Source organism: Petrimonas mucosa (genome assembly GCF_900095795.1).
Classification (GTDB): Bacteria; Bacteroidota; Bacteroidia; order Bacteroidales; family Dysgonomonadaceae; genus Petrimonas; species Petrimonas mucosa.
On the sequence record NZ_LT608328.1, the window covers coordinates 3,424,502 to 3,449,440 of the forward strand.

23 protein-coding genes and 3 pseudogenes are annotated in these 24,939 nt (G+C 44.3%); 20 read left to right on the forward strand and 6 right to left on the reverse strand.

What is annotated here, in order from left to right; genetic code table 11:
• Positions 1-19 precede the first annotated feature (19 nt).
• From ING2E5A_RS13665 to ING2E5A_RS13720, 13 genes and pseudogenes are all read left to right on the forward strand, one after another.
• Positions 20-775, forward strand: coding sequence for a WecB/TagA/CpsF family glycosyltransferase (locus ING2E5A_RS13665; RefSeq protein ID WP_071137886.1), 756 nt, complete (start codon positions 20-22; stop codon positions 773-775).
• A gap of 18 nt (positions 776-793) precedes the next feature.
• Positions 794-1,351 (forward strand): acyltransferase, encoded by a 558-nt coding sequence (locus ING2E5A_RS15870; protein ID WP_071137887.1) that lies wholly within the window; start codon positions 794-796, stop codon positions 1,349-1,351.
• A gap of 364 nt (positions 1,352-1,715) precedes the next feature.
• On the forward strand, positions 1,716-3,224 hold the full coding sequence (locus ING2E5A_RS13675; RefSeq protein WP_071136623.1) for an IS5 family transposase: 1,509 nt from the start codon (positions 1,716-1,718) through the stop codon (positions 3,222-3,224).
• Positions 3,225-4,181: a sugar-transfer associated ATP-grasp domain-containing protein gene (locus tag ING2E5A_RS13680; protein WP_071137888.1), complete on the forward strand. Its 957-nt coding sequence runs from the start codon at positions 3,225-3,227 to the stop codon at positions 4,179-4,181.
• On the forward strand, positions 4,182-5,021 hold the full coding sequence (locus ING2E5A_RS13685) for a polysaccharide deacetylase family protein (protein WP_071137889.1): 840 nt from the start codon (positions 4,182-4,184) through the stop codon (positions 5,019-5,021).
• 47 nt (positions 5,022-5,068) lie between these two features.
• Entirely contained in the window at positions 5,069-6,160 is a 1,092-nt protein-coding gene (gene gmd, locus ING2E5A_RS13690) for a GDP-mannose 4,6-dehydratase (RefSeq protein ID WP_071137890.1), read from the forward strand.
• Between the two features lie 17 nt (positions 6,161-6,177).
• Complete coding sequence (locus ING2E5A_RS13695) at positions 6,178-9,033, forward strand: bifunctional fucokinase/fucose-1-phosphate guanylyltransferase (protein ID WP_071138379.1); 2,856 nt, start codon at positions 6,178-6,180, stop codon at positions 9,031-9,033.
• 11 nt (positions 9,034-9,044) lie between these two features.
• A complete protein-coding gene (locus tag ING2E5A_RS13700; RefSeq protein WP_071137891.1) occupies positions 9,045-9,989 on the forward strand; it encodes an NAD-dependent epimerase/dehydratase family protein in 945 nt (314 codons plus the stop codon).
• 137 nt (positions 9,990-10,126) lie between these two features.
• Positions 10,127-10,582, forward strand: a complete 456-nt coding sequence (locus ING2E5A_RS13705) for a helix-turn-helix domain-containing protein (protein WP_071137892.1) — start codon at positions 10,127-10,129, stop codon at positions 10,580-10,582.
• Positions 10,572-11,135 (forward strand): PIN domain-containing protein, encoded by a 564-nt coding sequence (locus ING2E5A_RS13710; protein WP_071137893.1) that lies wholly within the window; start codon positions 10,572-10,574, stop codon positions 11,133-11,135. The genes ING2E5A_RS13705 and ING2E5A_RS13710 overlap by 11 nt, the downstream gene beginning before the upstream one ends.
• Before the next feature lie 46 nt (positions 11,136-11,181).
• Positions 11,182-11,295, forward strand: a pseudogene (locus ING2E5A_RS15805) (NAD-dependent epimerase/dehydratase family protein); the annotation flags it as partial.
• 21 nt (positions 11,296-11,316) lie between these two features.
• Positions 11,317-12,279 (forward strand): MraY family glycosyltransferase, encoded by a 963-nt coding sequence (locus tag ING2E5A_RS13715; protein ID WP_071138380.1) that lies wholly within the window; start codon positions 11,317-11,319, stop codon positions 12,277-12,279.
• On the forward strand, positions 12,273-12,668 hold the full coding sequence (locus tag ING2E5A_RS13720) for a WbuC family cupin fold metalloprotein (protein ID WP_071137894.1): 396 nt from the start codon (positions 12,273-12,275) through the stop codon (positions 12,666-12,668). The genes ING2E5A_RS13715 and ING2E5A_RS13720 overlap by 7 nt, the downstream gene beginning before the upstream one ends.
• Positions 12,669-12,683: 15 nt before the next feature.
• Here ING2E5A_RS13720 and ING2E5A_RS13725 read toward each other — a convergent pair whose 3' ends face one another.
• A complete protein-coding gene (locus tag ING2E5A_RS13725) occupies positions 12,684-13,115 on the reverse strand; it encodes a nucleotidyl transferase AbiEii/AbiGii toxin family protein (RefSeq protein WP_071137895.1) in 432 nt (143 codons plus the stop codon).
• A 62-nt stretch (positions 13,116-13,177) separates the two neighbouring features.
• A complete protein-coding gene (locus ING2E5A_RS13730; RefSeq protein WP_071137896.1) occupies positions 13,178-13,756 on the reverse strand; it encodes a type IV toxin-antitoxin system AbiEi family antitoxin domain-containing protein in 579 nt (192 codons plus the stop codon).
• Positions 13,757-13,872: 116 nt separating this feature from the next.
• Between ING2E5A_RS13730 and ING2E5A_RS15135 the strand changes: the two genes are divergently transcribed.
• Entirely contained in the window at positions 13,873-15,213 is a 1,341-nt protein-coding gene (locus ING2E5A_RS15135; RefSeq protein ID WP_083373362.1) for a plasmid pRiA4b ORF-3 family protein, read from the forward strand.
• A gap of 468 nt (positions 15,214-15,681) precedes the next feature.
• Here the strand turns inward: ING2E5A_RS15135 and ING2E5A_RS13740 are convergent, their stop codons facing one another.
• Positions 15,682-15,939 carry an IS3 family transposase gene (locus ING2E5A_RS13740; RefSeq protein ID WP_083373363.1) on the reverse strand — a complete coding sequence of 86 codons (258 nt, stop codon included), beginning with the start codon at positions 15,937-15,939 and terminating at the stop codon, positions 15,682-15,684.
• Between the two features lie 14 nt (positions 15,940-15,953).
• Entirely contained in the window at positions 15,954-16,229 is a 276-nt protein-coding gene (locus tag ING2E5A_RS13745) for a transposase (protein WP_071137898.1), read from the reverse strand.
• A gap of 126 nt (positions 16,230-16,355) precedes the next feature.
• Between ING2E5A_RS13745 and ING2E5A_RS13750 the strand changes: the two genes are divergently transcribed.
• The 3 genes from ING2E5A_RS13750 (at position 16,356) to ING2E5A_RS13760 (ending at position 20,816) form a co-directional block, all read left to right on the forward strand.
• On the forward strand, positions 16,356-17,153 hold the full coding sequence (locus ING2E5A_RS13750; RefSeq protein ID WP_071137899.1) for a polysaccharide biosynthesis/export family protein: 798 nt from the start codon (positions 16,356-16,358) through the stop codon (positions 17,151-17,153).
• Positions 17,154-17,331: 178 nt separating this feature from the next.
• Positions 17,332-18,435: an ISAs1 family transposase gene (locus ING2E5A_RS13755; RefSeq protein ID WP_071136433.1), complete on the forward strand. Its 1,104-nt coding sequence runs from the start codon at positions 17,332-17,334 to the stop codon at positions 18,433-18,435.
• A gap of 5 nt (positions 18,436-18,440) precedes the next feature.
• Positions 18,441-20,816 (forward strand): GumC family protein, encoded by a 2,376-nt coding sequence (locus ING2E5A_RS13760; protein WP_083373364.1) that lies wholly within the window; start codon positions 18,441-18,443, stop codon positions 20,814-20,816.
• 37 nt (positions 20,817-20,853) lie between these two features.
• Here the strand turns inward: ING2E5A_RS13760 and ING2E5A_RS13765 are convergent, their stop codons facing one another.
• Positions 20,854-21,279 (reverse strand): BT0820 family HAD-type phosphatase, encoded by a 426-nt coding sequence (locus tag ING2E5A_RS13765; protein WP_071138383.1) that lies wholly within the window; start codon positions 21,277-21,279, stop codon positions 20,854-20,856.
• An 86-nt stretch (positions 21,280-21,365) separates the two neighbouring features.
• Positions 21,366-22,318: pseudogene (locus tag ING2E5A_RS13770) on the reverse strand (IS1595 family transposase).
• Between the two features lie 170 nt (positions 22,319-22,488).
• Here ING2E5A_RS13770 and ING2E5A_RS13775 point away from each other — a divergent pair.
• The 3 genes and pseudogenes from ING2E5A_RS13775 to ING2E5A_RS13785 all read left to right on the forward strand — a co-directional run bounded on the left by ING2E5A_RS13775 (position 22,489) and on the right by ING2E5A_RS13785 (position 24,847).
• Positions 22,489-23,691: an ATP-binding protein gene (locus ING2E5A_RS13775; protein WP_394332607.1), complete on the forward strand. Its 1,203-nt coding sequence runs from the start codon at positions 22,489-22,491 to the stop codon at positions 23,689-23,691.
• A 348-nt stretch (positions 23,692-24,039) separates the two neighbouring features.
• A pseudogene (locus ING2E5A_RS13780) lies at positions 24,040-24,543 on the forward strand (BRO family protein); the annotation flags it as partial.
• On the forward strand, positions 24,542-24,847 hold the full coding sequence (locus tag ING2E5A_RS13785; RefSeq protein ID WP_154670092.1) for a hypothetical protein: 306 nt from the start codon (positions 24,542-24,544) through the stop codon (positions 24,845-24,847). The pseudogene ING2E5A_RS13780 and the gene ING2E5A_RS13785, both read left to right, overlap by 2 nt.
• Positions 24,848-24,939: the final 92 nt, after the last annotated feature.

A 24,939-nucleotide genomic window follows, 5' to 3' on the forward strand; every position in this document is an offset into this window, starting at 1 on the left:
TGAAATAGGAATAAATTATATGAGTAAATTTTATATAGATAAAATAGGTATTGATATCACCAACCTACAGGATGCACTCGAAAAGATCATATATTTTATAGATAATAAGAAGTTTGGATATATATGTGTAACAAATAGTAGGACTGTACATTTGGCGAATCATGATGACGACTATTTAAAAATACAGAATAAGGCATTATTGACAGTTCCTGATGGAGTTCCTTTGGTTTGGATTGCAAGAAATTTAGGTTACAAAAGTGTGGATAGAGTTTCGGGACCTGATTTGTTTCCAGCAGTTCTTGAGTTATCTAAATCAAAAAAATATTCACATTATTTCTATGGAAGTACCCCCAATACTATAGCTAAGATTGAAGAAAAAATGAAAAGGAACTATCCTTCGCTAGAGGTCAAGGGAGCAGTATCACCACCATTTCAACCTATAGCTGATTTTGATATTGACGCATTAGCTGTAGAAATTAATCGATTAAAGCCTACATTTTTTTGGTGTGGATTGGGAGCTCCAAAGCAAGAGCAATTAATGGCATTACTACAACCAAAACTTGAGTCTACAATTTGTGTTGGTGTTGGTTTAGTTTTTGAATATTTTGCTGGTACTGTTAGCAGAGCTCCAGTCATAATCCAAAAATTGGGTTTAGAGTGGTTACATAGATTATTACAACAACCAGTAAAAATGATTCGATTTATAAAACCATTCATGTGGATAAGTGTCAATCTCTTCCAATCATTTTTCAATAAAAACAATCCAATATATTAAACGACATCATAAATAGATATGAATATAAAAGAACAATCATGGCGTGAAGGTAAAACTAAGGAAATGATAAATGAGGTTTTATCTGGTTTTTTTTCATTATCTTTTTTAAAAGCTATTATGGCAAGTATTGCATACTACATTCATGAACATGTAATATGGAGAAAGAAAATAAAATATCAGGGTGACTACAGAATACACTCTCGTGCCTCTATCAGAAATGCTCAAAACATATATTTAGGTAACAACGTGCGTATCACAATGGATTGTTGTATCTGGGCAGAGCAAAACTCTAAAATTATTTTCGGAGATAATGTCTTGGTTGGACCAGGAGCTAAAATGTTTTGCGGCAACCATGGCGCAAAGTTAAATGGTGTGCCCATGGTATATCAGGAACGAACCGAAAAAGATATTACAATAGGTAATGATGTGTGGATAGGTGCAAATAGTGTAATAACATCGGGAGTAAACATAGGAGATGGTGCTATTGTCGCAGCCGGTTCTGTGGTTACAAAAGATGTTCCTTCGAATTGTATAGTGGGAGGCATTCCGGCTAAGGTGATAAAAAAAAGAAATTAATCTATAAAATTATGAATATAGGATATTTGAAAAGAACTATTGCTAGTTTAGGATACTATTGCACTATCTTTCAAGATAGTTTATTGTTTTACGGTGGCAAGATTATTGGACGGTTTATTTTTCCATTTGTAATCATTCTGAACTTTAAACAACATATTAAACATATCTCATATTATTCAGAGTGTGAGCTCAAAAGTCCACTAAGAATTTTCTGGGAACAGTTTATATATATATTACAAAAAGGTGAAATAAATAGGGTTTGCTGAATAATTGGCATTTGTGTTGTATATCAGTAAATTAGTTGGTAAAAAATTTGCATAACTGCAAGAAATTGAGTATTTTTACTTCATAAACCTTGCATTTTATGATACGATACAAGAGCTCCAGGCAGCTTTCAATTTCAGAGTTCAAGATGCCCTTTGAGGCAAAACTGGATGAGAATAACCGGTGGGTTATTCTTTCAAAAATAGTTCCCTGGGAAGAGTTCGCCCGGCTTTATTACAAGAACTTCAAAAGCAACCGGGGTGCCCCCACCAAAGATGCCAGGCTTGTGCTGGGAGTAATCATCATCAAGCACATCATGAAGAGTGACGACCGTGGAGTAATAGAGATGATACAGGAGAACCCCTACATGCAGTATTTTCTTGGTCTCGAAGCTTTCACCTATGAACAGGTGATGACACCGTCACTGCTGGTCTCCATCAGAAAGCGAATCGACCTTGATGTCTTTGAATCATTGACGGACGACTTGATAAGAAAAGGGTTGAAGCTAAAAGCCGGGGCAAATCAAGAAGTGGTTGACAAGGATGCGAAGGATGAAGAAGATGATAATGATGACGATCCCGATCCGCATCCCGGGAACAAGGGGAAGCTCCAAATGGATGCAACGGTCTGTGATGCGGATATCAAGTATCCCACCGATCTGGATCTGCTGAACGAGAGCCGCCAGAAGGCAGAAGAGCTGATCGATGAGTTGTGTTTGAAACTGGGTATTAAAGATAAACCCCGTACATACAGAAGGGTTGCACGCAAGGATTTTTTGAATGTGTCGAAAATGAAGAGAAAACCAGCCAACGTGTTACGAAAAGCGATACGCAAGCAGATCAACTACCTGAAACGGGATGTGCGGACTATCAACGGGATACTGGACACCATAAAGGATAAACCGATTCCCCTCGACCGGCGGCAACTAAAGTATTTTTTTGTCATCCAGCATCTGCTGGAACAACAGGAGACGATGTATAAGAAGAAGAGCCATCAAGTAGAAGATCGCATAGTGAACATTCATCAGCCACATGTTCGCCCCATCGTCCGTGGTAAAGCCAAGGCCAAGACGGAGTTTGGCGCCAAGATCAACATCAGCCTGCTGGATGGATATGCCAGGGTGGATCATTTTGACTGGGATGCCTTCAACGAGGGGCAGGATCTTCAGTCACAGGTTGAACGCTTCAGGAAGTTGACTGGGAAATATCCGGAGCTGGTTCAGGTGGATAAGATATATCTTACCCGGGAGAACAGGCGGTTTTTGAAAGAGAAAGGAATCCGCTTCACCGGGGAGCCACTGGGACGAAAGCCGGCAAAAGAGATCAAGAGCAGATACCAAAAACGTAAAGAGCGACGAGAGACGGCGGAACGCAACCAGGTTGAAGGGAAGTTTGGACAGGGCAAGCGTGGATATGGTTTAAATGATATCCGGGCCAGACTCTCCTCGACGTCAAGGAGTTGGATAGGGGCTATCATTTTTGTGATGAATCTGATCCGGCATATGAGGGATATTCCCTTACCTTATTTTGTCTCGTTACTACAGAAGTTAATGATAGTGAGAAATATAAACATTTATCCACTCGGGCCACAAATGAAATTGTGTGCCTGATTGGGAATTAATAAGCAGACCCTAAATAAGAACTATTTTATTTTTGGATTTGATAGAAAATCCAAAAATGACTTTAAAGAATATGTCCCTTGGTTGACCTTCACTCATGCACGTAACAAAAACAATCAGTTGCCAAAGAAACCTGTCTATGATTTTAATAATGATGTGTGCTTAGTAAGAGATAAATTTGTTTTTGAAGCCTACTGTAGAAGTATTGGTATTAACACCCCACTGAATATAGGGTTAGTAAACAAAGGGAAATTCTATTCTATATCTGAGAAATCCTATAAAACCATTGAATCTATAACAGAATTAAATATAAGTGCTTTTTGCAAAAAAAACATAAGTTATGGAGGAGGAATGAATAGAAACATATTTAAGCTGATGATTAACGATGGCAGCATTTACATAAACAATGAGTTATCTGATTTGAAAAACTTAATTGCTATTTTTGGTAACGATCACTGGATAATTCAGCATAGTATTAAAAATCAAACTGAAGCATATGCCCGGTTTCATCCTCATTCTATAAATACTACAAGAATTGTAACAGTTCAACATAAAGGAGAAGTTAAAGTATTATGTGCTTTTTTCAGAATGGGAGTGAATGGTAGACATACAGACAACTGGTCTTCTGGTGGCATCTTGTGTGGAATCGATATCAATGATGGAAAATTAGAGAAATGGGGGCTTTTTAAACCAGGATATGGGACTAAAAGTTTATATCACCCAAATAGTGAAATAGTATTCGAAGGATACAAATTACCTGATTGGGAGGAGATGGTTCAATATGTAAAAAAAGCTCACTCTCTATTTTATGGAATACACTCAATAGGTTGGGACGTGGTTGTGACCGATGATGGTATAACATTAATAGAAGGTAATGATAATTGGGACACTATAGACGCACAGTTCTATAAAGGAGCAAAAAAGAGTTTTGATAAATATTTCAAATAAGTGAATATTCTAACATTCGACATTGAAGACTGGTATAATGTTGATTTCATTACACAGGATTTCAACTGGGACAAGTATGAGGTAAGGATTCACGAGGGGGTAGATAGAATTCTTGAACGACTGGAGAAGGACAATATTAAAGCGACTTTTTTCTGCTTGGGTTGGCTGGCTGAGAAGCATCCCGATGTAATCAGGCGTATAAATTATATGGGGCATCACATCGGCTGTCACTCGTACCAGCATCAACTGGCTTTCAGATTTACCCAAGAAGAATTCAAGATGGATACGGAAAAAGCCAAGAAACGAATAGAGGATGTGATTGGAAAGGAGATTAACGCTTTTCGCGCACCCGGTTTTTCAATCACCAAAAATAATCTATGGGCTCTTGATATATTAGTTGAGTTAGGGTTTAAATACGATTGTTCGATTTTTCCGGCTAATCACGATTATGGTGGTTATCCTGACTATGGAGATACTGGTCCAACGATCATTAAAACGCAAAATGGTGAAATAAAAGAATTTCCTATTAATTTTCATAAACTGTCTGGTAAGAATATTGTATTTTCTGGTGGTGGTTTCTTTAGATTATTTCCTTACTGGCTCATAAAAAAATGGAGTAAGAAATCATCATATCTTATGACTTATTTCCACCCAAGAGATTTTGATGCGAATCAGCCCATTTTTGAGAGTCAGAAAGGTATAAGGAGATTCAAATCATATGTGGGCCTTAAAAATTCATTTTCTAAATTCGACAAATATCTTACTGATTTTGATTTTGTGAATATTGAGATGGCTGATACTAAAGTGGACTGGAAAAGTGTAAGAATAATTGAAATATAATTTTATTCTTTTTAATAAAGCAATCGCAAAGTATAAATCAAATATAAATGACAAAAAAAGCATTGATCTCAGGTATCACCGGACAGGATGGCTCTTACTTAGCGGAGTTTTTAATTGAGAAGGGTTACGAGGTGCATGGACTGCTTAGGCGGTCTTCTTCGTTTAATACGGGGCGTATTGAGCATCTTTATCTTGATGAGTGGGTGCGTGATATGCAGCAGAAGAGGTTGGTGAACTTGCATTATGCTGATATGACGGATTCCAGTTCGCTGATAAGGGTGATTCAGAATATTCAACCGGACGAGATTTACAACCTGGCTGCTCAGAGTCATGTGAAGGTGAGCTTTGATGTGCCTGAATATACGGCCGAGACAGATGCGGTGGGGACATTGCGTCTGTTGGAGGCGGTGCGTATCCTGGGTCTTGAGAAGAGTACCCGCATCTACCAGGCTTCTACTTCAGAACTGTTCGGACTGGTGCAGGAGGTGCCGCAGAAGGAGACCACTCCTTTTTACCCGCGCAGTCCTTATGGTGTGGCCAAATTATACGGGTTCTGGATCACGAAGAACTACCGAGAATCGTACGGCATGTATGCTGTGAATGGTATCTTGTTCAATCACGAGAGCGAGCGACGGGGGGAGACTTTCGTTACCCGTAAAATCTCCATCGCGGCTGCAAGAATTGCACAGGGGATGCAGGACAAGCTTTACCTGGGTAACCTGGATGCCATGCGTGACTGGGGTTATGCGAAGGATTACGTGGAGTGCATGTGGATGATCCTGCAGCACCCGGAACCGGAGGACTTTGTGATTGCGACCGGTGAGATGCATTCCGTCAGGGAGTTTTGTACCCTGGCCTTCGCTGAAGCGGGCATCACCCTGCGATGGGAAGGTGAAGGGGTGAATGAAAAAGGAATTGACGTAGCCACCGGCAAAGTGCTGGTAGAGGTGGACAAGAAGTACTTCCGTCCGGCCGAGGTGGAACAGCTGCTGGGTGATCCTACCAAGGCAAGAACGTTGTTGGGGTGGAACCCTACAAAGACATCCTTCCCCGATCTGGTACAGAAGATGGTGGCACACGACATGCGTTTCGTGCGTAAGTTGAAATTGAAAGCGGAGATTGACGAGGATTTACAATAATTTTGGCTGAACTGGCAATGCGACGACTGCTTTCTCTTCCCCCCAATGCCGTAAAGGATTATACCCAACTTCACCACCGTAGCGAGAAGGAGTGGTTTTGTACCTCGGACCCTCGGGACAAACGGTTGGGATCGGGGAGTGGTACTACCTGGTTGCTGGAAGAGTGTTACCGGGAGGAGCATCCGGGAATAGATTTTAACGACTGGCTCTCTGCAGAGAAGCGTATCGTGATTCATGCCGGCGGTCAGAGTCGTCGCCTTCCTGCCTATGCGGTGACGGGGAAGATTAGTCTCCCTGTGCCCGTATTTCGTTGGGCAAGGGGGCAACGGTTGTCGCAGGACCTGCTGAGTCTGCAGCTCCCGCTTTATGAGAAGATCATGGAACAGTCGCCCGCTTCACTGCGTACCCTGGTGGTGAGCGGTGACGTATACATCCATGCAGAGAAGCCCTTGCAGGAGATCCCGGAAGCGGATGTGGTCTGTTATGGGTTGTGGGTGGATGCTTCCCTGGCAACACGCCATGGGGTGTTCGCTGCAAGAAGGGAGACACCCGAAGAACTGGATTGCATGCTTCAGAAGCCTTCCTTGCGGGATTTGGAGAATCTTTCGCATTCGCACTTCTTCCTGATGGATATCGGCCTCTGGTTGCTGAGCGACCGGGCGGTACAGCTATTGCGGGAACGATCCTATGGGGATGGGGAGAAGATGCAGTTCTATGACCTTTACAGCGAGTTTGGACTGGCATTGGGAAATCGTCCTGCCATCAAAGACGAAGCGATTAACAACCTTTCGGTAAAGATTCTACCCCTGAACGGAGGTGAGTTTTACCATTACGGGACCAGTCGTGAGATGATCTCATCTACACTGGCGTTGCAGAACAAGGTGTATGACCAGCGACTGATCATGCACCGTAAGATTAAGCCCAACCCTGCCATCTTCACCCAGAACGCGGTGGTGGAAGTCTCCTTCACGGAGAGCAACCGCAACATATGGATTGAGAATGCTTGCGTGGGTAAGCATTGGAACCTTTCGGCCGATCATGTGATTACCGGGGTGCCGGAGAACGACTGGCAGGTGAACCTGCCGGAGGGGATCTGCATTGACATGGTGCCGGTGGATGAGACAGGTTATGTGGTTCGTCCCTATGGAATCAATGATGCGTTCAAAGGAACCGTTGGCAGCAGGGAGACGATTTGGATGGGTCGCCCGATCCGTCAGTGGCTGGCAGAAAAAGAACTAACATCCGAAGTGCTTGGGGGGGACGTTATAGATCTCCAGCAATGTCCGCTGTTCCCCTGTCTGGAATCAAAAGAAGAAATGGAGAAAGTGCTTCAATGGATGATTGGAACAGAATCCTTATCCGCTGAAGGCAAAGATATTTGGCTTCGCTCCATACGCTACTCAGCCGATGCGTTGATGGATCGGGCATCACTGTCCCGCTTATATGCCCAACGGTCGGAATACCGACGGAAGAACTATCCGATGTTGGATCAGAACTACGAGAAGAGTGTGTTTTATCAGCTCGATCTTTCTGATGTAGCAGAAGATTATGCGCGGCTGCAGTTGCCTGCGCCGGGGGCGCTTCCTGAAGAAGCGGATAGCATGCAAAAGATTCACAACAGGATGCTTCGCTCCCGCATTTTCTCGTCGCAGGGCGACAGCCTGAATGCGGAGAAGGAGGAGTCGAAAGCTTTTTCGCTGCTGCGAAACGGGTTGATCAAAGCAGTGACGGGTGAGAAACGTGTGCCGAAGTTGGCAGCGCTTCCCGATCAGATTGTCTGGGGCAGGAGTCCGGTGAGAATTGATCTTGCGGGAGGGTGGACCGATACGCCTCCTTTTTCGCTCTACGCGGGTGGGAGTGTGGTGAACATGGCCATTGAACTGAATGGACAGCCGCCACTGCAGGTTTATGTGAAGCCTTGTGCCGAGCATCACATCGTGTTGCGCTCCATTGATATGGGTGCTACAGAGGTGGTGAAGACATTTGAGGAGTTGCGTGATTACCGCAGGCTGGGATCACCCTTCTCCATTCCCAGAGCAGCATTGGCCCTTTGTGGCTTTCTTCCTGAGTTCGCGGGTGAACGGTATGATTCACTGGAGCAACAACTGAAAGCTTTTGGTGCAGGGATAGAGGTTACCCTGCTTTCAGCCATCCCTGCCGGATCGGGACTGGGCACCAGTTCAATTCTGGCAGCAACGGTATTGGGAGCACTGAACGACTTCTGTGGCCTGCAATGGAACAAACAGGAGATTGCAACGATCACGTTGGTGTTGGAACAGTTGCTCACCAGTGGTGGTGGCTGGCAGGATCAGTATGGCGGCATCTTGCATGGCGTGAAGCTGCTCGAGTCGGAACAGGGCTTCCTGCAGAAACCTCAGGTAAGCTGGTTGCCGGAATCCGTCTTCAGGGATTCATTGCAGACTCCCTGCCACCTGTTGTACTATACAGGCATCACCCGTGTGGCAAAGAATATCCTGGGTGAGATTGTCCGGTCTATGTTTCTGAACGAAGGACAGCATCTCTCCATCCTACATGAAATGAAATCACATGCCAAGGATATGGCTGAGTGCATTCAGCGGGGCAATTTTAACCGTTACGGAAAACTGGTGCTGAAGAGCTGGCAGCAGAACAATGCGCTGGACAGAGGGACCAATCCCCCGGGAGTGGCTCAGATCATTGATCTGGTCAAAGATTATACCCTTGGGTACAAGCTACCCGGTGCGGGAGGTGGGGGCTATCTCTACATGGTTGCCAAAGATCCGGACGCTGCATTGCGGATCCGTAAGATTTTAGAGGAGAACCGTCCTAACGACAAAGCTCGTTTCGTGGAGATGCAACTCTCCCACAAAGGATTCCAGGTGTCGAGGTCGTAAAATAAAATAGAATGAAAATACTTATCACCGGTATCAACGGCTTTGTGGGTACCAACTTCACAAATAGCTGGTTCAGGAACCATAAGATAGTTGGACTGGATATTCATCAGCCTGAAAAGGAGGGTGTGGAACGCATATTCGGCTGGGATGAGCTGGGTAAGGTGCCTCCGGTGGATGCGATTGTGCATCTGGCAGGTAAAGCTCATGACACGAAAAACAGGAGCGAAGCGCAGGTTTACTTTGATGTGAACACCGGCCTTACGCAAAAGATATTCGACTACTTCCTGCAATCGGATACTCGGACGTTTATCTTCTTCAGCTCGGTGAAAGCGGCTGCGGACAGTGTGCCGGGTGATGTGCTGACGGAGGAGGTTGTACCGGCGCCGGTGGGTCCCTACGGTGAATCGAAGATCAGGGCGGAGGAGTATATCTTAAACAAGCTTTCAGCTGTTAGCGATCAGCTATTAGATAAAAGAGTATATATTTTGAGGCCCTGTATGATACATGGGCCGGGGAACAAGGGGAACCTGAACCTGCTCTATAGCGTGGTGAAGAAGGGAATCCCGTGGCCGCTGGGAGCCTATGAGAACCGTCGCTCGTTCTGTTCCATCGAGAACATCTCTTACGTGGTGGAGCAGCTGATTGTGAAAGAAAACATTGCGAGTGACATTTACCACGTGGGGGATGATGAACCGCTCTCTACAAATGAGCTGATTGGGTTGATCAGTAAATCGGTCGGGAAAAAGTCGCGTATCTGGAAGCTCCCTAAGGGACTGATGGATGCCGCTGCTTCGGTAGGTGGAACACTGAAGTTGCCGCTGAATAAGGAACGGCTGCGCAAGCTGACAGAAAACTACGTGGTGAGCAACGTCAAAATTAAACAGGCGCTGGGCATCGAAAAAATGCCGGTATCTGCCAAAGAAGGGATGCGAAAAACGTTGGAGAGTTTTAGGTAAAAAAGCGAGTCTCATTGTGACTTTTTATGAGGTTTGCAGAATATGTTAGTAAATTAGGCGAGTTAAATATTTCGAATATTACACATAATTCGAATATTTCGTTTATATTTGCAGTTACAACATAAAAAAATACAGTTATGGTAACGACAAATGATATAAAAAGGCCTAATAAACGTGAGCGAAAATTAGCTCAGGAGTCTTACACTTCTCTCATTTCCTCGATTGAACAGTTAAAATCGGACCAGGCCGAAATTGAAATTGAAGAGACCAGGGAGAGAATTATTCTTCCTGTAAAAGCATTGAATTTATTAGGAGAAATATTAAAGGCAATGAGTCAGGGTAAACCTATTTCAATAGTACCTATTGCAACGGAAGTGACAACCCAAAAAGCTTCAGAGATTTTGGGATGTTCAAGACCCTATCTCGTGAAATTACTAGAGGAGGGAAAAATTGAATATACAAAAGTAGGAAAACATCGTCGCATTAAATATGAGGATGTGATCGACTACAAAAAGAAAATGAAAGAGGAGCAAAAGAAACGGCTCATCGAGATGATGCATGCAGATGAAGATCTAGGGCTTTATGATTCATAGCGTTCGATTTACGGCAGTCCTGGATACCAATGTGATTTATCCGGTAATTATCAGAGACCTTCTTCTCTGGTTTGCCTATTATGATATGTATACTCCAAAATGGAGTAATCATATTTTTGATGAATGGAAGGACGTGATGCATAGAAAAGGAGTTTCACCAGATGAATCAGAAAAACGTACACTCAACCTGAACAATGCCTTTCCCGATGCTTTGGTGACACATTACGAAACCCTTATTGATCATCTTGAATTGCCGGATGAAAAAGATAGGCATGTATTGGCCGCAGCTATCAAAACGAATGCACATGTAATTGTTTCAAACAACATAAAGGATTTTCCGGAAGATGTTCTGGATAGATATGGCCTGAAAATTAAAACACCCGATGATTTTCTGACGGATATCATTGACTTGAATACTGAAATTGCGGTTGAGGCTTTCAAAGAGATGGTGCTTAACAAAAAAAATCCTGAATTAGATGAATATGAAGTGTTGGACTGTTTAAGAAAAAACGGGCTGAAAGATACTGCCGACTACCTACATGCCCTTCTTTAATTCGGGTCTACTGAATAATTGGTGTTTTCGCTGAAAATAGATATATATGACAGAGAACCATGTGGTGAACAACGGGAAAATAAAGCAAGCACTGGGCATCGACAAAATGTCGATATCGGCAAAGGAGGATATTCGAAAAACGCTTGATAGTTTCAGATAACAAGGGAGAATGAGTGCAATAATAATATATTTGATCGTCTTAGTTTTGCTGCTTGCGGCAGAACTTTTTTATTTCCGGATAGCAGATCGATTTAACATCATCGACAAACCGAACGAGCGGAGTTCGCACAACTATATCACCATCCGAGGTGGAGGGGTCATCTGGTGGGTAGCCGCCCTACTCTACCTGTTGTTTAATCTATCCGTAACGGCCGGGTGGTTTTTGGCTGGAATTACGTTAATTGCAGGTGTAAGCTTTGTGGATGACGTAAAAGGGCTGGGACAGAAAATGCGCTTGCTCTTTCACCTTCTGGCAATGAGCTGTGCATTCTACCTGGCAGGTGTCTTCGGGAGCTATCCTTGGTGGGCTATAGTTATCGGCTACGTAGTGTTTATTGGCATCGTCAACGCGTACAACTTTATGGATGGCATCAACGGGATCACAGGACTCTATAGTATCGCAGTACTGGCTTCGCTGCAGTATGTTAACCTGTCGTACGGAAATTTTGTGCCACCGGACCTGATCTGGTACCCGATGATTGCTTCTCTAGTATTCCTTTTCTTCAATTTCCGGAAGAGAGCCCGGTGCTTTGCCGGAGATGTGGGAAGCGTGGGCATCGCTTTCTGGATTGTGACTCTACTGCTAATATTGATCATAAAAACGGAGAACCTGATATGGATTGGCTTTCTGATGGTTTACGGAATAGATACAGTAATAACTATTCTGCATCGTATCTACTTGAAACAAAATATCATGGAGGCGCACCGGCTCCATTTCTACCAGATACTGGCGAATGAAAAGAAAATACCTCATCGATTGGTATCGCTGATCTATTTCACGGTTCAGTTGCTCTGCTCGGCACTTATCATCCTTTTTTATCCTGTGCTGGGATGGGGTATCTTTGTAATCCTGTTGTTGCTTTTGATGGGACTTTACATGATCAAGTTCCCGATGATGAACGCAAAAAAGTGTGATGTATGCTGATTGACGATGATTTACTCGATAAAGTTACGGAACAGGCAAAAGCCAGTCCCCGACTCCGCATGAATTACAACCTGCACGATTCGCTGGATGCGAAAGCGCAGCGGCTACTGAACGCGCTGGAGCCGGGCACGCTGCTGCCGATACACCGACACCGCCATACGGCGGAGACCTATATCGTGCTGCGGGGGGCCATCAAGGTGTTGTTCTATGATGAAAACAAGATGCTCACCGATGAGTTTATGGTAAGCCCTCAGGAAGGGAGTTATGGTGTTCACATCCCGGCAGGGCAGTGGCACACGCTGGAGGTGCTGGAGAGTGGCACCGTGATCTTCGAGGTGAAGGATGGGCCATATATGCCGCTAGGGCCGGAAGATATCATCCTGTTATAGGAATGTTCATTCACACTAGGCGAGAATCGGAAATTCTTTATAGAATCGAAGCAGGGATATAGTTTCTGTCCGTAGTTTGGAACGAACGAATTTCTTTATATCCTCATCCATTAATTCCCCTAAGCCATTCAACATACCCCGGTCACTCATGCTTTCGAGATGCTCGATACATTTCTGTATGTAGTCAACCAGTGGCATTTCCATACGAGTTTCAACAATATCTTTGTTTATCGGCGTTCGTTTCTGCATGAAAAACCAACTGTCAAAGATATCGCGATTCGTCACTTCTCCACGGTCAAGCATAGCGCAGAGTTTATGGGCAAACATGTCCGAAGCGACCATTACCTGCATATTGATACCCAGCAGGTTTTTTATTTCGTACCGGTTATTCCACTGCCGGCTGGATATTTCCACTTTCAATTTCCGTTCGCCGGTGCCATAATCCAATACGATAATCGGAGTAGATATCTTTGAGTATCTGCATCAGAAAAAATTTGTGTTTGTTGATACTAACCATTTGCAAACAGTTTTTTTACTTTTGCCGTAAGAGTGTTGGAATTATATTCCGGCAAAAGTTTAGTTATTAAATTTTTGTCAAGGGGATTCAGGTTGTCGAAATAGTATTCCTTATTCAAATACAAAATGTCCAGAAAAGCACGTTCAGGTGTGGCAATGTTTACATTACCGGTTTGGATGATACCCTGTGTGACAATCAGGATTTCACCCTTGATTTTTCGATAGGCATAGATGCGGCCTTCGATATCTACACTCCGGCTCAAATAGCTGACGACGGTTATCCGTTCATCGTATTGAAAGATAACGCCGGCCTTTTGCAATACATATTCAAGCGAGATATAAGATGGAGTATAAAGTGTACAGGCCAACTCTTCGGGTTTATATCCGGGTTTGGCGTAAATGCCCTTTCGCGGACGAAGCAGCTTCCCTTTGCGGACATAATAATTCAATCGCTCATTCAGCTTCTTGAATTCGCTCTCTCCGATGAGCATGGCAACATCGTTCAGCGAGAACACAGTTCGTGTATCGCTGAAAACAGACAAAATCAAGTCCTTATTTCGAGAACTATTCATTGGATTAATTTCAATGTCCAGTTCACAAAACTATGAAATAACGCTGATTTGTCCAAATAATATGTGGAATAGATTTCCTATCTTTGTAATTATTCACCGATTAGAGACTTACCACGATGATTTTACCACACATTATTGAACAGATCATGGTTACCGCCTTTTATACGAAAGGGGTGATCGGGTTAAACAGGCTGGATGAGGATGACCTCGAACAGATCCCCATCCTCAGGCAGGTTGTCTGCCTCTGCCATTTTATCAGGGAGGAGAACGGTACCTTGAAGCTGACAAACACGGGTAACCTGCCGCTGAAAGTGGTCAGGGAGATGTATCTGACGGGTGTCCGCGACTGGTACTACACGAAGTATCCCGAAAAGAGAATCAAGGAGACCGACGCGCGGTTTGTGATGATTGCACGCGACCTGGCAACGGTGTCGGGGATCATCCGAAAACGGAATAATGCGCTTTTATTGACAAGGAAGGGGGAGAAGCTGCTCGCAGACCGGCAGTTGCTGCTGGAGACGCTGATCCGCGACTTCGTGCACCTGTTCGACCTGAGCCGATATGATGGCTATGAGTTTACACCGGGATTGGGATTTCGGGATGCCGGCCTTTCGCTCCTGGTGTTCGACAGGGTGCGCAGGCAGATGCCCGGGGAATCGCCCTCGGACATGGATTACGCGAAGGGGTATTTCGACATGCGCCCCGATGCCTATGAGGGCATGCGGAGCATCGACTGTTACCTGTTCAGGACGTACCGGAACTTCATGGAGCTGTTTGGCCTGGTAACCACCGACCAGAAATGGAACAGGGAGGAGAATCGGATGGTCATGACAATCCAACCGACCCCGCTCTTCGACAGGATGATTTCCATCAGGGACGACTATGACCGGATTGGTGTGAGGATGAGCCCCGAGCTGAAGATCTGCAGGTTGAAGATCACCTTGAGAGGTACCAATCCCCCGGTGTGGAGACGCATACAGGTGCCTTCATCCATGCTGCTGAGCGATCTGCATTACCTGATCCAGTACATCATGGGATGGGAGGACGCGCACCTGCATGAGTTTGAAAAAGAGGAGGTTTGCTACACCGATGAGGTGAACGAGGAGCTGCCTTCGGTGCAATATGGTGGCATAAGGATTGCGGACCTGCTGAAAGAGATCGGCGACAAGATGATCTACCGGTACGACTTCGGTGATAACTGGCAGCATGACATCGAACTGGAAGAAATGACGATCCCGCAGGTGGGGCGTGAATATAGGGTCTGCACGGAGGGAGCGCGAAGATGTCCCCCGGAGGATTGTGGCGGTGTACACGGATATCAGCAGATGCTGCAGATACTGAACGACCCGGATGATCCGGAACGGGAGGAGTATCTCTATTGGCTGGGTGGTCCTTATGACCCGGATGAGTGGAAATCTTCCTTGTTAAACCTCAGCTTGCATGTTTCTGCCGATTGAAGTTTATCTGCCGGCACATGCAAAAATAAAAGAATCATGCGTCGTCAGGATATGCTGGATAGTATGCGCCCGCCTATATAACAGCAGCACCGTTTACGTTTCCAAAATTTTCAAGATCGATTACCGATTCTCCTGTTTTTTCGAATATACCAATCATTTTAATGGTCCATCTATGGGATTGTTACGAAAGTGATGATTGTTATTGGTTGAAATGGCGATGTCTTGGATAGTATCTGAACTTACAGAACTTGATATTTCTAAATTTGTCTCTTCAATGATTATGCTATTTATGGATGAGCTACAAATCAAATCAAAATGAAGTCCCTTTAGCTCAAAGTCAATATTCACTAACCGACAAGGGCATCATCCGTTTTAAAACCAATATTTTCGTGCGGAAATTGATTTACAAACTCATCAAACATCTTACTCTCCCACGCGATATATCTTTCATTCAAATAATATACATCATTAGGCACGACTTCCACAAAGGTACAAACGCTGCACACGCTTGGGGTTCACCTTGTAACCCAGGCCACGCAAGTGCTGCGTCATCCGGGGAACACCGTAAAACGGGGTGGACGTATATTGCTTGTCGATCTGCTTCATCAGTTCTTCATTGTAGGAACCATCTTTCAGGGGAGAATAGTAGAAGCTGCTGCGGGGAACATCCAACAAATCGCACTGCAGTGAAACACTTATAGAATGCGTCTTGTCGATTTTTGCCATCCGCTCTTTTTTACCTATTTCCCCAATACTTTTTTTAAGAAGTCAACCTCCAGTTGAAGTTGCCCCACTTTCTTGAAAAGGGCATCTTTCTCCTTGTCATCCTCCGTTTTGGTGGTGCCACGTTCGAAAACGGCATCCGCATTCGATAAAAACTGGCTCTTCCACGTGGAGATCTGGCTCGGGTGCAAACCATACTTGCGACCGATCTGCTGGACAGTCTCCCTTTCCTGTAAGACTTCTAAAACGATCTTCGTTTTAAAGCCGGCACTGTAACTTTTTCTTTTCTTCATCTCAACAACAAATTTAATACTTTTTTTAATGATACTTGTTGTCTAAGATTTGGGGGGAATTATATAATCTTGTTGTTTGCATAAAATGTATTAATTTTGTAGTTGACTATCAAAGAACTCAGTTTCATGAACAAATTGTTTTATTTAATTTCATCTATAATAATAATTTTAGGTGTAATTTCCTGTAATAGTGCCAAGAATGTGGCATATATACAGGGTGCCGGTGAAAATGATATGGCGGGCTATGTGCAGACCGGCCCTATGTATGATGCACGCATTTTGCCTAAGGATCTGCTGACGATTACAGTGTCGGCAACCGATCCGGAGGCCGTGAAACCTTTTAACCTTACTGTGCCTAGTTTGACTACCGGTTCAAGTACCTACTCTCAACCTGCGCTGCAGAAATATCTGGTGGATAATAACGGACAGATAAATTTCCCGGTATTGGGTATGGTTACTCTTAGCGGATTGACTAAAAGGGAAGCGGAGACGAAGATTACGGGACTGCTTCAAAAGTATCTGAAGGAGCCTCCGGTGGTGACTGTGAGTTTTGTGAATTACAAGATCTCGGTACTGGGTGAGGTGGCTCGTCCGAACACTTTTACTATTGTGAATGAGAAGGTTAACATCTTCGAAGCATTGGCCATGGCGGGTGATATGACTATCTATGGTAAGCGTGATAACGTTAAGGTTATCAGGGAGGATGCTGATGGCAACCAGAGTGTGATTGTGCTGAACCTGAATGATCCTTCTATTATTCACTCTCCCTACTATTTTCTGCAGCAGAACGATGTGGTGTATGTGGAGCCTAACAAGACAAAAGCGAAGAGTTCGGAGATTGGAAGTGCTACAAGCCTTTGGATTTCAGGTACATCAATATTGATATCGCTGGCGGGACTGCTGGTTAATATCCTGAGAAAATAGAAAAACTCATTCTTTATTTAATTTACTATTTATTATTCTATAATGACTGATTTGTATTCAGGGTCAACGCATAAAAAAATCAGAAAAGACAGTGTTATCAACAATTTATCCGTCTGGTTGTTAATAACTTGTGTTGTTTTGAGGCAATGTAAATGCGTATCTTTGCCTCAAAAAAGACATGACAAGTCCAGCCACTTCTTTGCACCGGTATTTTGAGTGCATTCCCGACCACCGAATCAACAGGAACAAGAAACACCTGCTATCCGACATCATAATCCTGTCGATACTCGCCGTTATTTGTGGGGCGGAATCGTGGGATTCAATTGAACTTTTCGGCAAGACAAAACTTTCATTCCTGAAAACGTTCCTCAAACTGCCCAACGGTATCCCCTCACACGATACGATTAACAGGGTGTTTTCCAGTTTACGTCCACGTCTTTTTGAAGAAGCTTTCATCAAATGGGTTGATTCTTTAAAGGATGAGCATATCACAAAAGAGGTTATCAGCTTGGACGGCAAGTGTATAAAAGGGTCCAAAGACAGCTTTCATGAAAAGAACCCCATCTACATGGTCAGCGCCTGGGCATCAGAAAACCAATTGGTCCTGGGCCAACTCAAGGTGGATGAGAAAAGCAATGAGATCACGGCCATCCCGTTATTGCTGGACCTGCTTGACATAGAAGGAAGCATTATTACCATAGATGCCATTGGTACCCAAACGAAGATTGCTGAAAAAATCATAGAAAATAAAGCGGATTATATCCTTTCGGTCAAGGGTAACCAGAAAGAGCTTTTGTCCCAGGTGGAGGACAGTTTCAACCGGCATAATCCGGACTCGGTCGATCAGGTGACGGAAAAAGGGCACGGACGGATTGAAACACGTACCTGTGAAATTATCTCGAACCTGGGTTTCATCGACAACAGGGAACACTGGAAAGGACTCAAGACGATTGTCAGGATTACTGCCCACAGGGACACGGGTAAAAAACAGGAGACCGAAACCCGTTTCTACATTAGCAGTGTCATTGACCAAGCAGCAAACTTCAACACTTTTATACGTCAGCACTGGGGCATTGAAAACAAACTCCACTGGACATTGGACATGGTTTTTGACGAAGACCGGCAAAGGAAAAGGGCGAAGAACTCCGCCCAAAACTTTTCCTTCATCAGAAAAATAGCACTCAACCTTCTAAAACAAGACACATCGAAGGGTTCTTTGGTTTCAAAACGTCTCAAGGCCGGGTGGGATGACAACTTTTTGCTACAGTTGTTGAAAATTTAAATGCGTTGACCCTGGATTTGTATTCCGTATCGGAACAGAATGATTTAGAAAATAGCGAATCGATCTCCCTACTGGAGATAGTTTTGAGATTTGCACGCTACTGGAAATGGTTTGTGCTGGGTATCGTACTTGCGCTTGCCGGAGTATCTTTGTATCTGAGATATACTACTCCTGTATATAATATTTCGTCAAGTATAGTTCTAAAGGAGGCGAGGGATCAGCGTATGGAGCCATCGATAAGTGGGATGGATGGTATTCAGCTGGGTGGACTTGGTGCTGTAACTAATCTGGAGAATGAGATTTATATCCTGCAGAGCCGGTCGATCATAAGAAATGTAATTAATCGTCTTAATCTGCATACCTCTTATGTTGTGAGTGGAAGGATTAAGAGTAACGACCTGTATAAACGGAGTCCGGTGATTGTGAGTATGGATCAGGGGAACCTGGATAAACTGACTCAGAATATCTCTTTCAATATGACTACAAATGAGAGTGATGGTACGATTACTATCTCGGGTCTTGAGAATGAGAAAGAGGTTGATACTGTGTTTACTACGTTACCGGCTATAATTGATACTCCTCAGGGTCATATCAGCTTTACAAAAAGACCTGATACCGAACTGGGGCATTATGAGATGAATGTGGTTATAATGCATCCTAATGAGGTGATCGGCCATTATAGAAAAAGGTTGTCTGTTCAGCAGGCATCGAAACAGGCTTCTGTGCTGAATCTGTCTATTAACACTCCCTATCCTGAAAAAGGTAAGGATTTCCTTAATATGCTGGTGGAGGTGTATAACAACGAAACCATTGAGGATAACAAGATGGAGGCATTTAATACTCAGGCTTTTATAAATGAGCGTATTGCTATTATTGACAGAGAGCTGAGTGATGCTGAAAGGAGTGTGGAGGATTATAAACAGCAGGAGGGTTTGAGTGATTTGCAGATCGACCTTCAGCGTAATATGCAGATGGGTAGTCAGTATGAGCAGCAGCTTGTGCAGGTGGAGACTCAGCTGAATATTGTAAACTCGCTGAGTGAGTATGTGAGAAATCCTAATAATGCGAATAAGACTATTCCTGCTAATGTGGGTATTGAAGATCCTAATCTTGCTGCTACTATTAGTGAGTATAACAGACTGGTTCTGGAGCGTGAGCGTCTGTCGCAGAGCATGACGGCTGACAACCCTGCAATGATAAGGCTTGAGGAGCAGATTGCGGGGCTGAGGGAGAATATTAACTCTTCCATCAGCAGTGTGCAGCAGGGGTTGAATATTCAGCGCCGTGATGCACGTAACCAGGCTAATATATATGGTAGACGTATTGGTGTGATGCCAACTCAGGAGAGGGAGTTTATGGAGCTTTCACGTGAACAGCAGATCAAGGCAAGTCTGTTTTTGATGCTGTTGCAGAAGCGTGAGGAGAATGCTCTTGAACTGGCTGCTACGGCTAATAGTGCAAAAGTGCTGGATGAAGCTCTTACCGAAGGTCAGGTGTCTCCACGAAAGATGATTCTGCTGCTTGCTGCATTGATGCTTGGTGTGCTGATCCCTGCAGGTATTATCTATCTGAACGAGCTGCTGCAGTATAAGGTTCGTACAAGATCTGATGTGGACAGACTCAGCAAGGTTCCTGTACTTGGCGAAATACCTAAACATAAAGAGGAGAAGAATGTTGTGGTGGATGAGCAGGGGAATGACTCAATTGACGAAGCTTTCAGAATGGCTCGCACCAATTTGCTGCTAACTTTGGGAACTGACAACAAAGTGGTTACAATCACTTCTACAGTTTCCGGTGAGGGTAAAACATTTGTTGCTATAAATATGGCATTGAGTACAGCATTCCTGAATAAGAAGGTGCTGCTGATAGGTCTCGATTTGAGAATTCCACGATTAAGGGAGTATTTGAAGCTGGAGACTAAGAATGGTATGACAAACTATCTGTCGGGCTTTGAGAAGAATATCGATAATCTGATTGTTCAATCGAGACTGCATCCTAACCTGTTTGTTATTACTGCGGGACCTGTTCCGCCTAACCCTGCTGAGCTTCTTTCGCGTCCTTCTCTGGACAAAGCGATCGGCAGCTTAAGGGAGGAGTTTGATTATATATTTATCGACTCATCTCCTTCGGCTCTGGTGACTGATACTCTGGTGATGAACAGGGTGACTGATGCTACCCTATATGTATGCAGGATGGATTTCTCAAGCAAGGGAAATATCAGGTTTGCAAACAATCTGATGCAGCAGAACAAGCTAAACAATATGTTGCTGGTGATTAATGATGTGGCTGACTTCCACCGTGGGTATGGTTATGGCTACGGGTATGGATTTGGTTATGGTTACGGCGACAAGAAAAAGAGTAAAAGAAGAAAGAAAAGCTAAAGGTTGAATATATTTTTAAAAGGTTGGTTCTCGTTTCCTAACGTCTGAACCAACCTTTTTTCTTTCTCTGTGGCATGGCTGAATGATTGATCATAAGCGAAAGTGGGTTGTCGTGACCATCAACCATGGCCTGTACAACATTATATATAACTCCCCAGTCGGGCAGTCCTCCCAGGTTTCGGTCATCAATAAAAAGATCAGCCTTGAGCTTGCGTGAGAAGTCCTGCTTCTCGATAGTCTCACCCCGATAGTTCTCGTTCTCAGCATAGAAATATAATCCTTGAGATGCACAGTATTCAACCGCCTCCTTTAGCAGATCGCCCCTGCGTACAGTCCACAATATCAGCCTGTGTCCATCTTTCTGAAGATGAAGTAAGGTCTCTATAGCAAAAGGTATTGGCTTACCAATGGCCGGGTATTCATGTTCCACAATAGTACCATCGAAGTCTACGGCTATAATCATAATCAGTTTTCCGTTTTTGTAATTCGGACAAATATACGAAATAAATAATACCATGAGAGATTATGAGAGATTATATTGAAAAATGATTATCCGCAATAGTTCCTATTGTAAATTCTTGATTTGAAATCAGGCGCACACGATACGGCGGCTATCAACAGCCTGTCAAACTGGTTCTCGCCGAAGTAACACCTGTTGAACTTGTAACAGAACTGATTGAGGTAGTACTGTAAATACTCGGGTTTTACCTTGTAATACACGCCCAGGAGCTGTCGTTTGGCATTGCTGATCGCGGTGTGTACCCAAGGCAGCACGTTAGGCAATTCCTCGTGTGGAACAACGGATGCCGTGTGTGAATGGACATGTTCTTTCAATTTAGTGTAAGAAGTTGAATCATCGGTGGTCAGATCCGCCGTGCTTTCGACATGCTCTTTGACATTCTTTGTAATTGTATCGGCTTTCAAGTCGTTGATGACTTTCATCTTCAGGTATCTGGCCTTCTTGGGTTTTTTACCCGGTTTGGGTTTTCAACCGTTTTGCTTTCAGCCATCACCAGGACCTTGGTCTTTTTTTGGCTTCCACGGCCGCGTTTCAACGGTTTCTCCTTCTCTTCAACGGATATCTCGGTGGAAAAGAAGGCGTCGTCCAGCTCGATGGCGCCCTCGAGCGTGTACTTGTCGTCACGCTTGCCCATCACGTCACGCAGTTTATTGACCATTTCCCATATGGGCTGGTAACGCTTGTGCCCCAGCTGTCGCTGTATCTCGGCGGCGGAAAAGGAGCCCTTGGTAGCCGTGAGCAGGTGCATGGCCACGAACCAGTAACGGTATGGCAGGTTGGAATGCTGCATGACCGTGCCCGAACGCAGCGTCTGGCGCGCTTGGCAACGCTTGCATTCGTAAGCCTGCTTGTTTTCCAGCCAATAATGCTCCTTACAATTACAACGACGGCAGGTAACTCCCATTTGGTCTCTTTGTTGTTTGAATTTTTCCCGACAGGTTTCCTCATCGGGGTAATTTATAGCAAAATCCAGGATATTCATAGCTTGAAATATTACATGTGTTCAGAATGTAAATATAATGAATATCTGTGATTTGTGTAAGCATTTGCGAACTTATTTATAACTATTTTTCCGCTAAATTCTTTAGGAATAACTGCGGATATACATTTAAGATTTTATCACTTAAACTGGAGAGTAGTGGCGCTGTCCTTATTGAAGGTCCAAAATGGTGTGGTAAAACGACTACTGCCGAGCAACATGCCAGGAGTACCTTGTATATGGACGACTCTGAGATCATGGAGCAAAATATGCGATTGGCCGGTATCAGCCCCAAGCGTCTTTTAACGGGTAATACCCCCCGGTTGATTGATGAATGGCAAATTGCGCCGCAATTGTGGGATACGATACGTTTCACCGTTGATCATAAAGATGGTTTCGGTCAATTCATTCTCACCGGCTCTGCCATTCCTGCTGATCGTTCAAAAATACACCATAGCGGGACAGGGCGCTTCTCGTGGCTCAGAATGCGACCTATGTCGCTCTTTGAGTCCGGTGAATCGACAGGAGAGGTTAGTTTGGAAAATCTATTCGCCTCTCCTGACCAGATTGAGGGAGAGAACCATCTTAACATCGATGATATTGCATTCTTGATTTGTCGGGGAGGTTGGCCTCAAGCGGTGAAGATGCGAAAAGAGATTGCGGTTTCAGTTGCGGGTAACTATTATGATGCTGTCGTAAACAATGATATTTCAAGAGTTGACGGTGTAAGCCGAAGTCCCGAGCGCGCCAAAAGAGTAATGCACTCCTATGCACGCGCACAGGGTTCACAAACATCTTTGAACGCAATACGCAGGGATATACTGGCAAATGATGTGGATACCTTCGATGCCGACACATTGTATGCATATATCGATGCCCTGAAAAAAATCTTCGTCATTGAAGATTCTCCTGCCTGGAATCCCAATCTTCGTTCGAAGTCTGCCATCAGGACGTCGGACACCCGTTATTTCGTGGATCCGTCAATAGCTACAGCCGCTTTGGGAGCAGGTCCGAATGATTTAATCAACGACCTGGCAACCATGGGACTCCTGTTTGAAACTTTATGCATGCGAGATCTCAGGGTCTATGCGGAAGCGCTCGGCGGTGAGGTTTACCATTACCGGGACAGTAGTGGATTGGAATGCGATGCTGTGATCCATTTCCGCAATGGTTCGTACGGATTGATTGAAATAAAGCTGGGAGGAGACAAGTTGATAGGAGAGGGAGTTGACTCGCTTCAAAAGATGGCCAAGGTCATCGATACTACGAAAATGAAAAGCCCTTCAATCAAAATGGTGCTTACCGGAACCGGGAAATATGCATATAAGAGGGAGGATGGAATTTACATTGTTCCCATAGGTTGTTTGAAGAATTAAAGACGGAACATCGACATCGAGCAATGACCGAATCAACTGGAAACGCTGCTGTTTCAGGCTACGATGCCCGGTCTGGATGAGGAGATCGCCTTCAGGGGGATCATGCTGGGCATGGATGACGCTTAAAAGCGGTAGTATCTTGATGGCACTCGTTTCTCACAACCTGGGGAATGTTAGTAGTCAGGTGATCAGCAAACGTAACGACGTCCCGATCTCTCCGGGCGTTCGTCGTTTTTAGGGGTATAGAAAATGATCGGGGGGCGGAGCAATGGGTGCTGCGATTTTGGAATCTGAATCGAATTCTGTAATTTTATGCGGGGATAGAAACAGATATCTGTGAGGGGTAGTATGAGCAATATAAAGATTTCAATACGTTTTTTTGATGACCGGGAGGTGCGTGCCATCTGGGACGAGGATCATGCCAAGTGGTGGTTTAGTGTGTTGGATGTTGTTGCCCTGCTTACCGACCAGGATGACTACACCAAAACGCGTAATTACTGGAAGTATCTCAAAGACAGGTTAAGGAAGGAGAAAAGTGAAGTGGTTAGTCTCACTACCCAGTTGAAGATCTTTGCCCCGGACGGCAAGAGGCGTTTCACCGACATGCTCGATCAGAACGGGATTATCTTACTGGGCAAGGAGTTCCCCTCAAAAAAGGCTAACAGGTTTATGGAGTGGTTCACATTCAGCGATGAATCGATTGACGGGAAAAGTAAAGCAAAAGCGTATGCATTGTTCGAGAGTTCTTTCATAGACAGCATTGAAGTGGGGACTACCAAGGGATTGCAACAGATTCACGCCTACCTGTTTGGCGGGTTGTATGATTTCGCGGGACAAATCAGCAAATCAAATGGATACAGATTATTTATCAAGAGAATGTTACAAGGCGATCATCATCGAGGCGGAGAAGCTGAGTCATGATCTGACGCTGCATTATGGGTTGTTATCCATCGACTGCAAGAACGAGGATGAATACATCGATAAAGCTGAACAAATGACCCGGGAGATCATGCAAGCTGACGATGCGGAACTGGAAGATCTGTTTTGGGGAAATCTGCCCGATAAAAAGAAATTTCAACGTACTTGCACAGATATACTTGAGAATATCGGGAAGGTAAGATCGATTCCTTTTTATAAGCGAAAATTTGATTTCTAACGTGATATTGTTGTGCCCTTTCCACAAATTGCGTAATTTTACCAGTCAAAAAAAGAATGTGGTTATTTCAAGATGTTGACTTGCCAATCAAT

Excerpts from the sequence above, each read along its gene's own strand:
- ING2E5A_RS15870 (WP_071137887.1), top strand. The coding sequence starts at position 794 with ATGAATATAAAAGAACAATCATGGCGTGAAGGTAAAACTAAGGAAATG.
- gmd (WP_071137890.1), top strand. The coding sequence starts at position 5,069 with ATGACAAAAAAAGCATTGATCTCAGGTATCACCGGACAGGATGGCTCT.
- ING2E5A_RS13740 (WP_083373363.1), bottom strand. The coding sequence starts at position 15,939 with ATGGCAAAAATCGACAAGACGCATTCTATAAGTGTTTCACTGCAGTGC.
- ING2E5A_RS13700 (WP_071137891.1), top strand. The coding sequence starts at position 9,045 with ATGAAAATACTTATCACCGGTATCAACGGCTTTGTGGGTACCAACTTC.
- ING2E5A_RS13720 (WP_071137894.1), top strand. The coding sequence starts at position 12,273 with ATGCTGATTGACGATGATTTACTCGATAAAGTTACGGAACAGGCAAAA.
- ING2E5A_RS13695 (WP_071138379.1), top strand. The coding sequence starts at position 6,178 with ATGCGACGACTGCTTTCTCTTCCCCCCAATGCCGTAAAGGATTATACC.
- ING2E5A_RS13765 (WP_071138383.1), bottom strand. The coding sequence starts at position 21,279 with ATGATTATAGCCGTAGACTTCGATGGTACTATTGTGGAACATGAATAC.
- ING2E5A_RS13675 (WP_071136623.1), top strand. The coding sequence starts at position 1,716 with ATGATACGATACAAGAGCTCCAGGCAGCTTTCAATTTCAGAGTTCAAG.
- ING2E5A_RS13730 (WP_071137896.1), bottom strand. The coding sequence starts at position 13,756 with ATGAATAGTTCTCGAAATAAGGACTTGATTTTGTCTGTTTTCAGCGAT.
- ING2E5A_RS13705 (WP_071137892.1), top strand. The coding sequence starts at position 10,127 with ATGGTAACGACAAATGATATAAAAAGGCCTAATAAACGTGAGCGAAAA.
- ING2E5A_RS13665 (WP_071137886.1), top strand. The coding sequence starts at position 20 with ATGAGTAAATTTTATATAGATAAAATAGGTATTGATATCACCAACCTA.
- ING2E5A_RS13745 (WP_071137898.1), bottom strand. The coding sequence starts at position 16,229 with ATGAAGAAAAGAAAAAGTTACAGTGCCGGCTTTAAAACGAAGATCGTT.
- ING2E5A_RS13785 (WP_154670092.1), top strand. The coding sequence starts at position 24,542 with ATGGATACAGATTATTTATCAAGAGAATGTTACAAGGCGATCATCATC.
- ING2E5A_RS13750 (WP_071137899.1), top strand. The coding sequence starts at position 16,356 with ATGAACAAATTGTTTTATTTAATTTCATCTATAATAATAATTTTAGGT.
- ING2E5A_RS13755 (WP_071136433.1), top strand. The coding sequence starts at position 17,332 with ATGACAAGTCCAGCCACTTCTTTGCACCGGTATTTTGAGTGCATTCCC.
- ING2E5A_RS13710 (WP_071137893.1), top strand. The coding sequence starts at position 10,572 with ATGATTCATAGCGTTCGATTTACGGCAGTCCTGGATACCAATGTGATT.
- ING2E5A_RS15135 (WP_083373362.1), top strand. The coding sequence starts at position 13,873 with ATGATTTTACCACACATTATTGAACAGATCATGGTTACCGCCTTTTAT.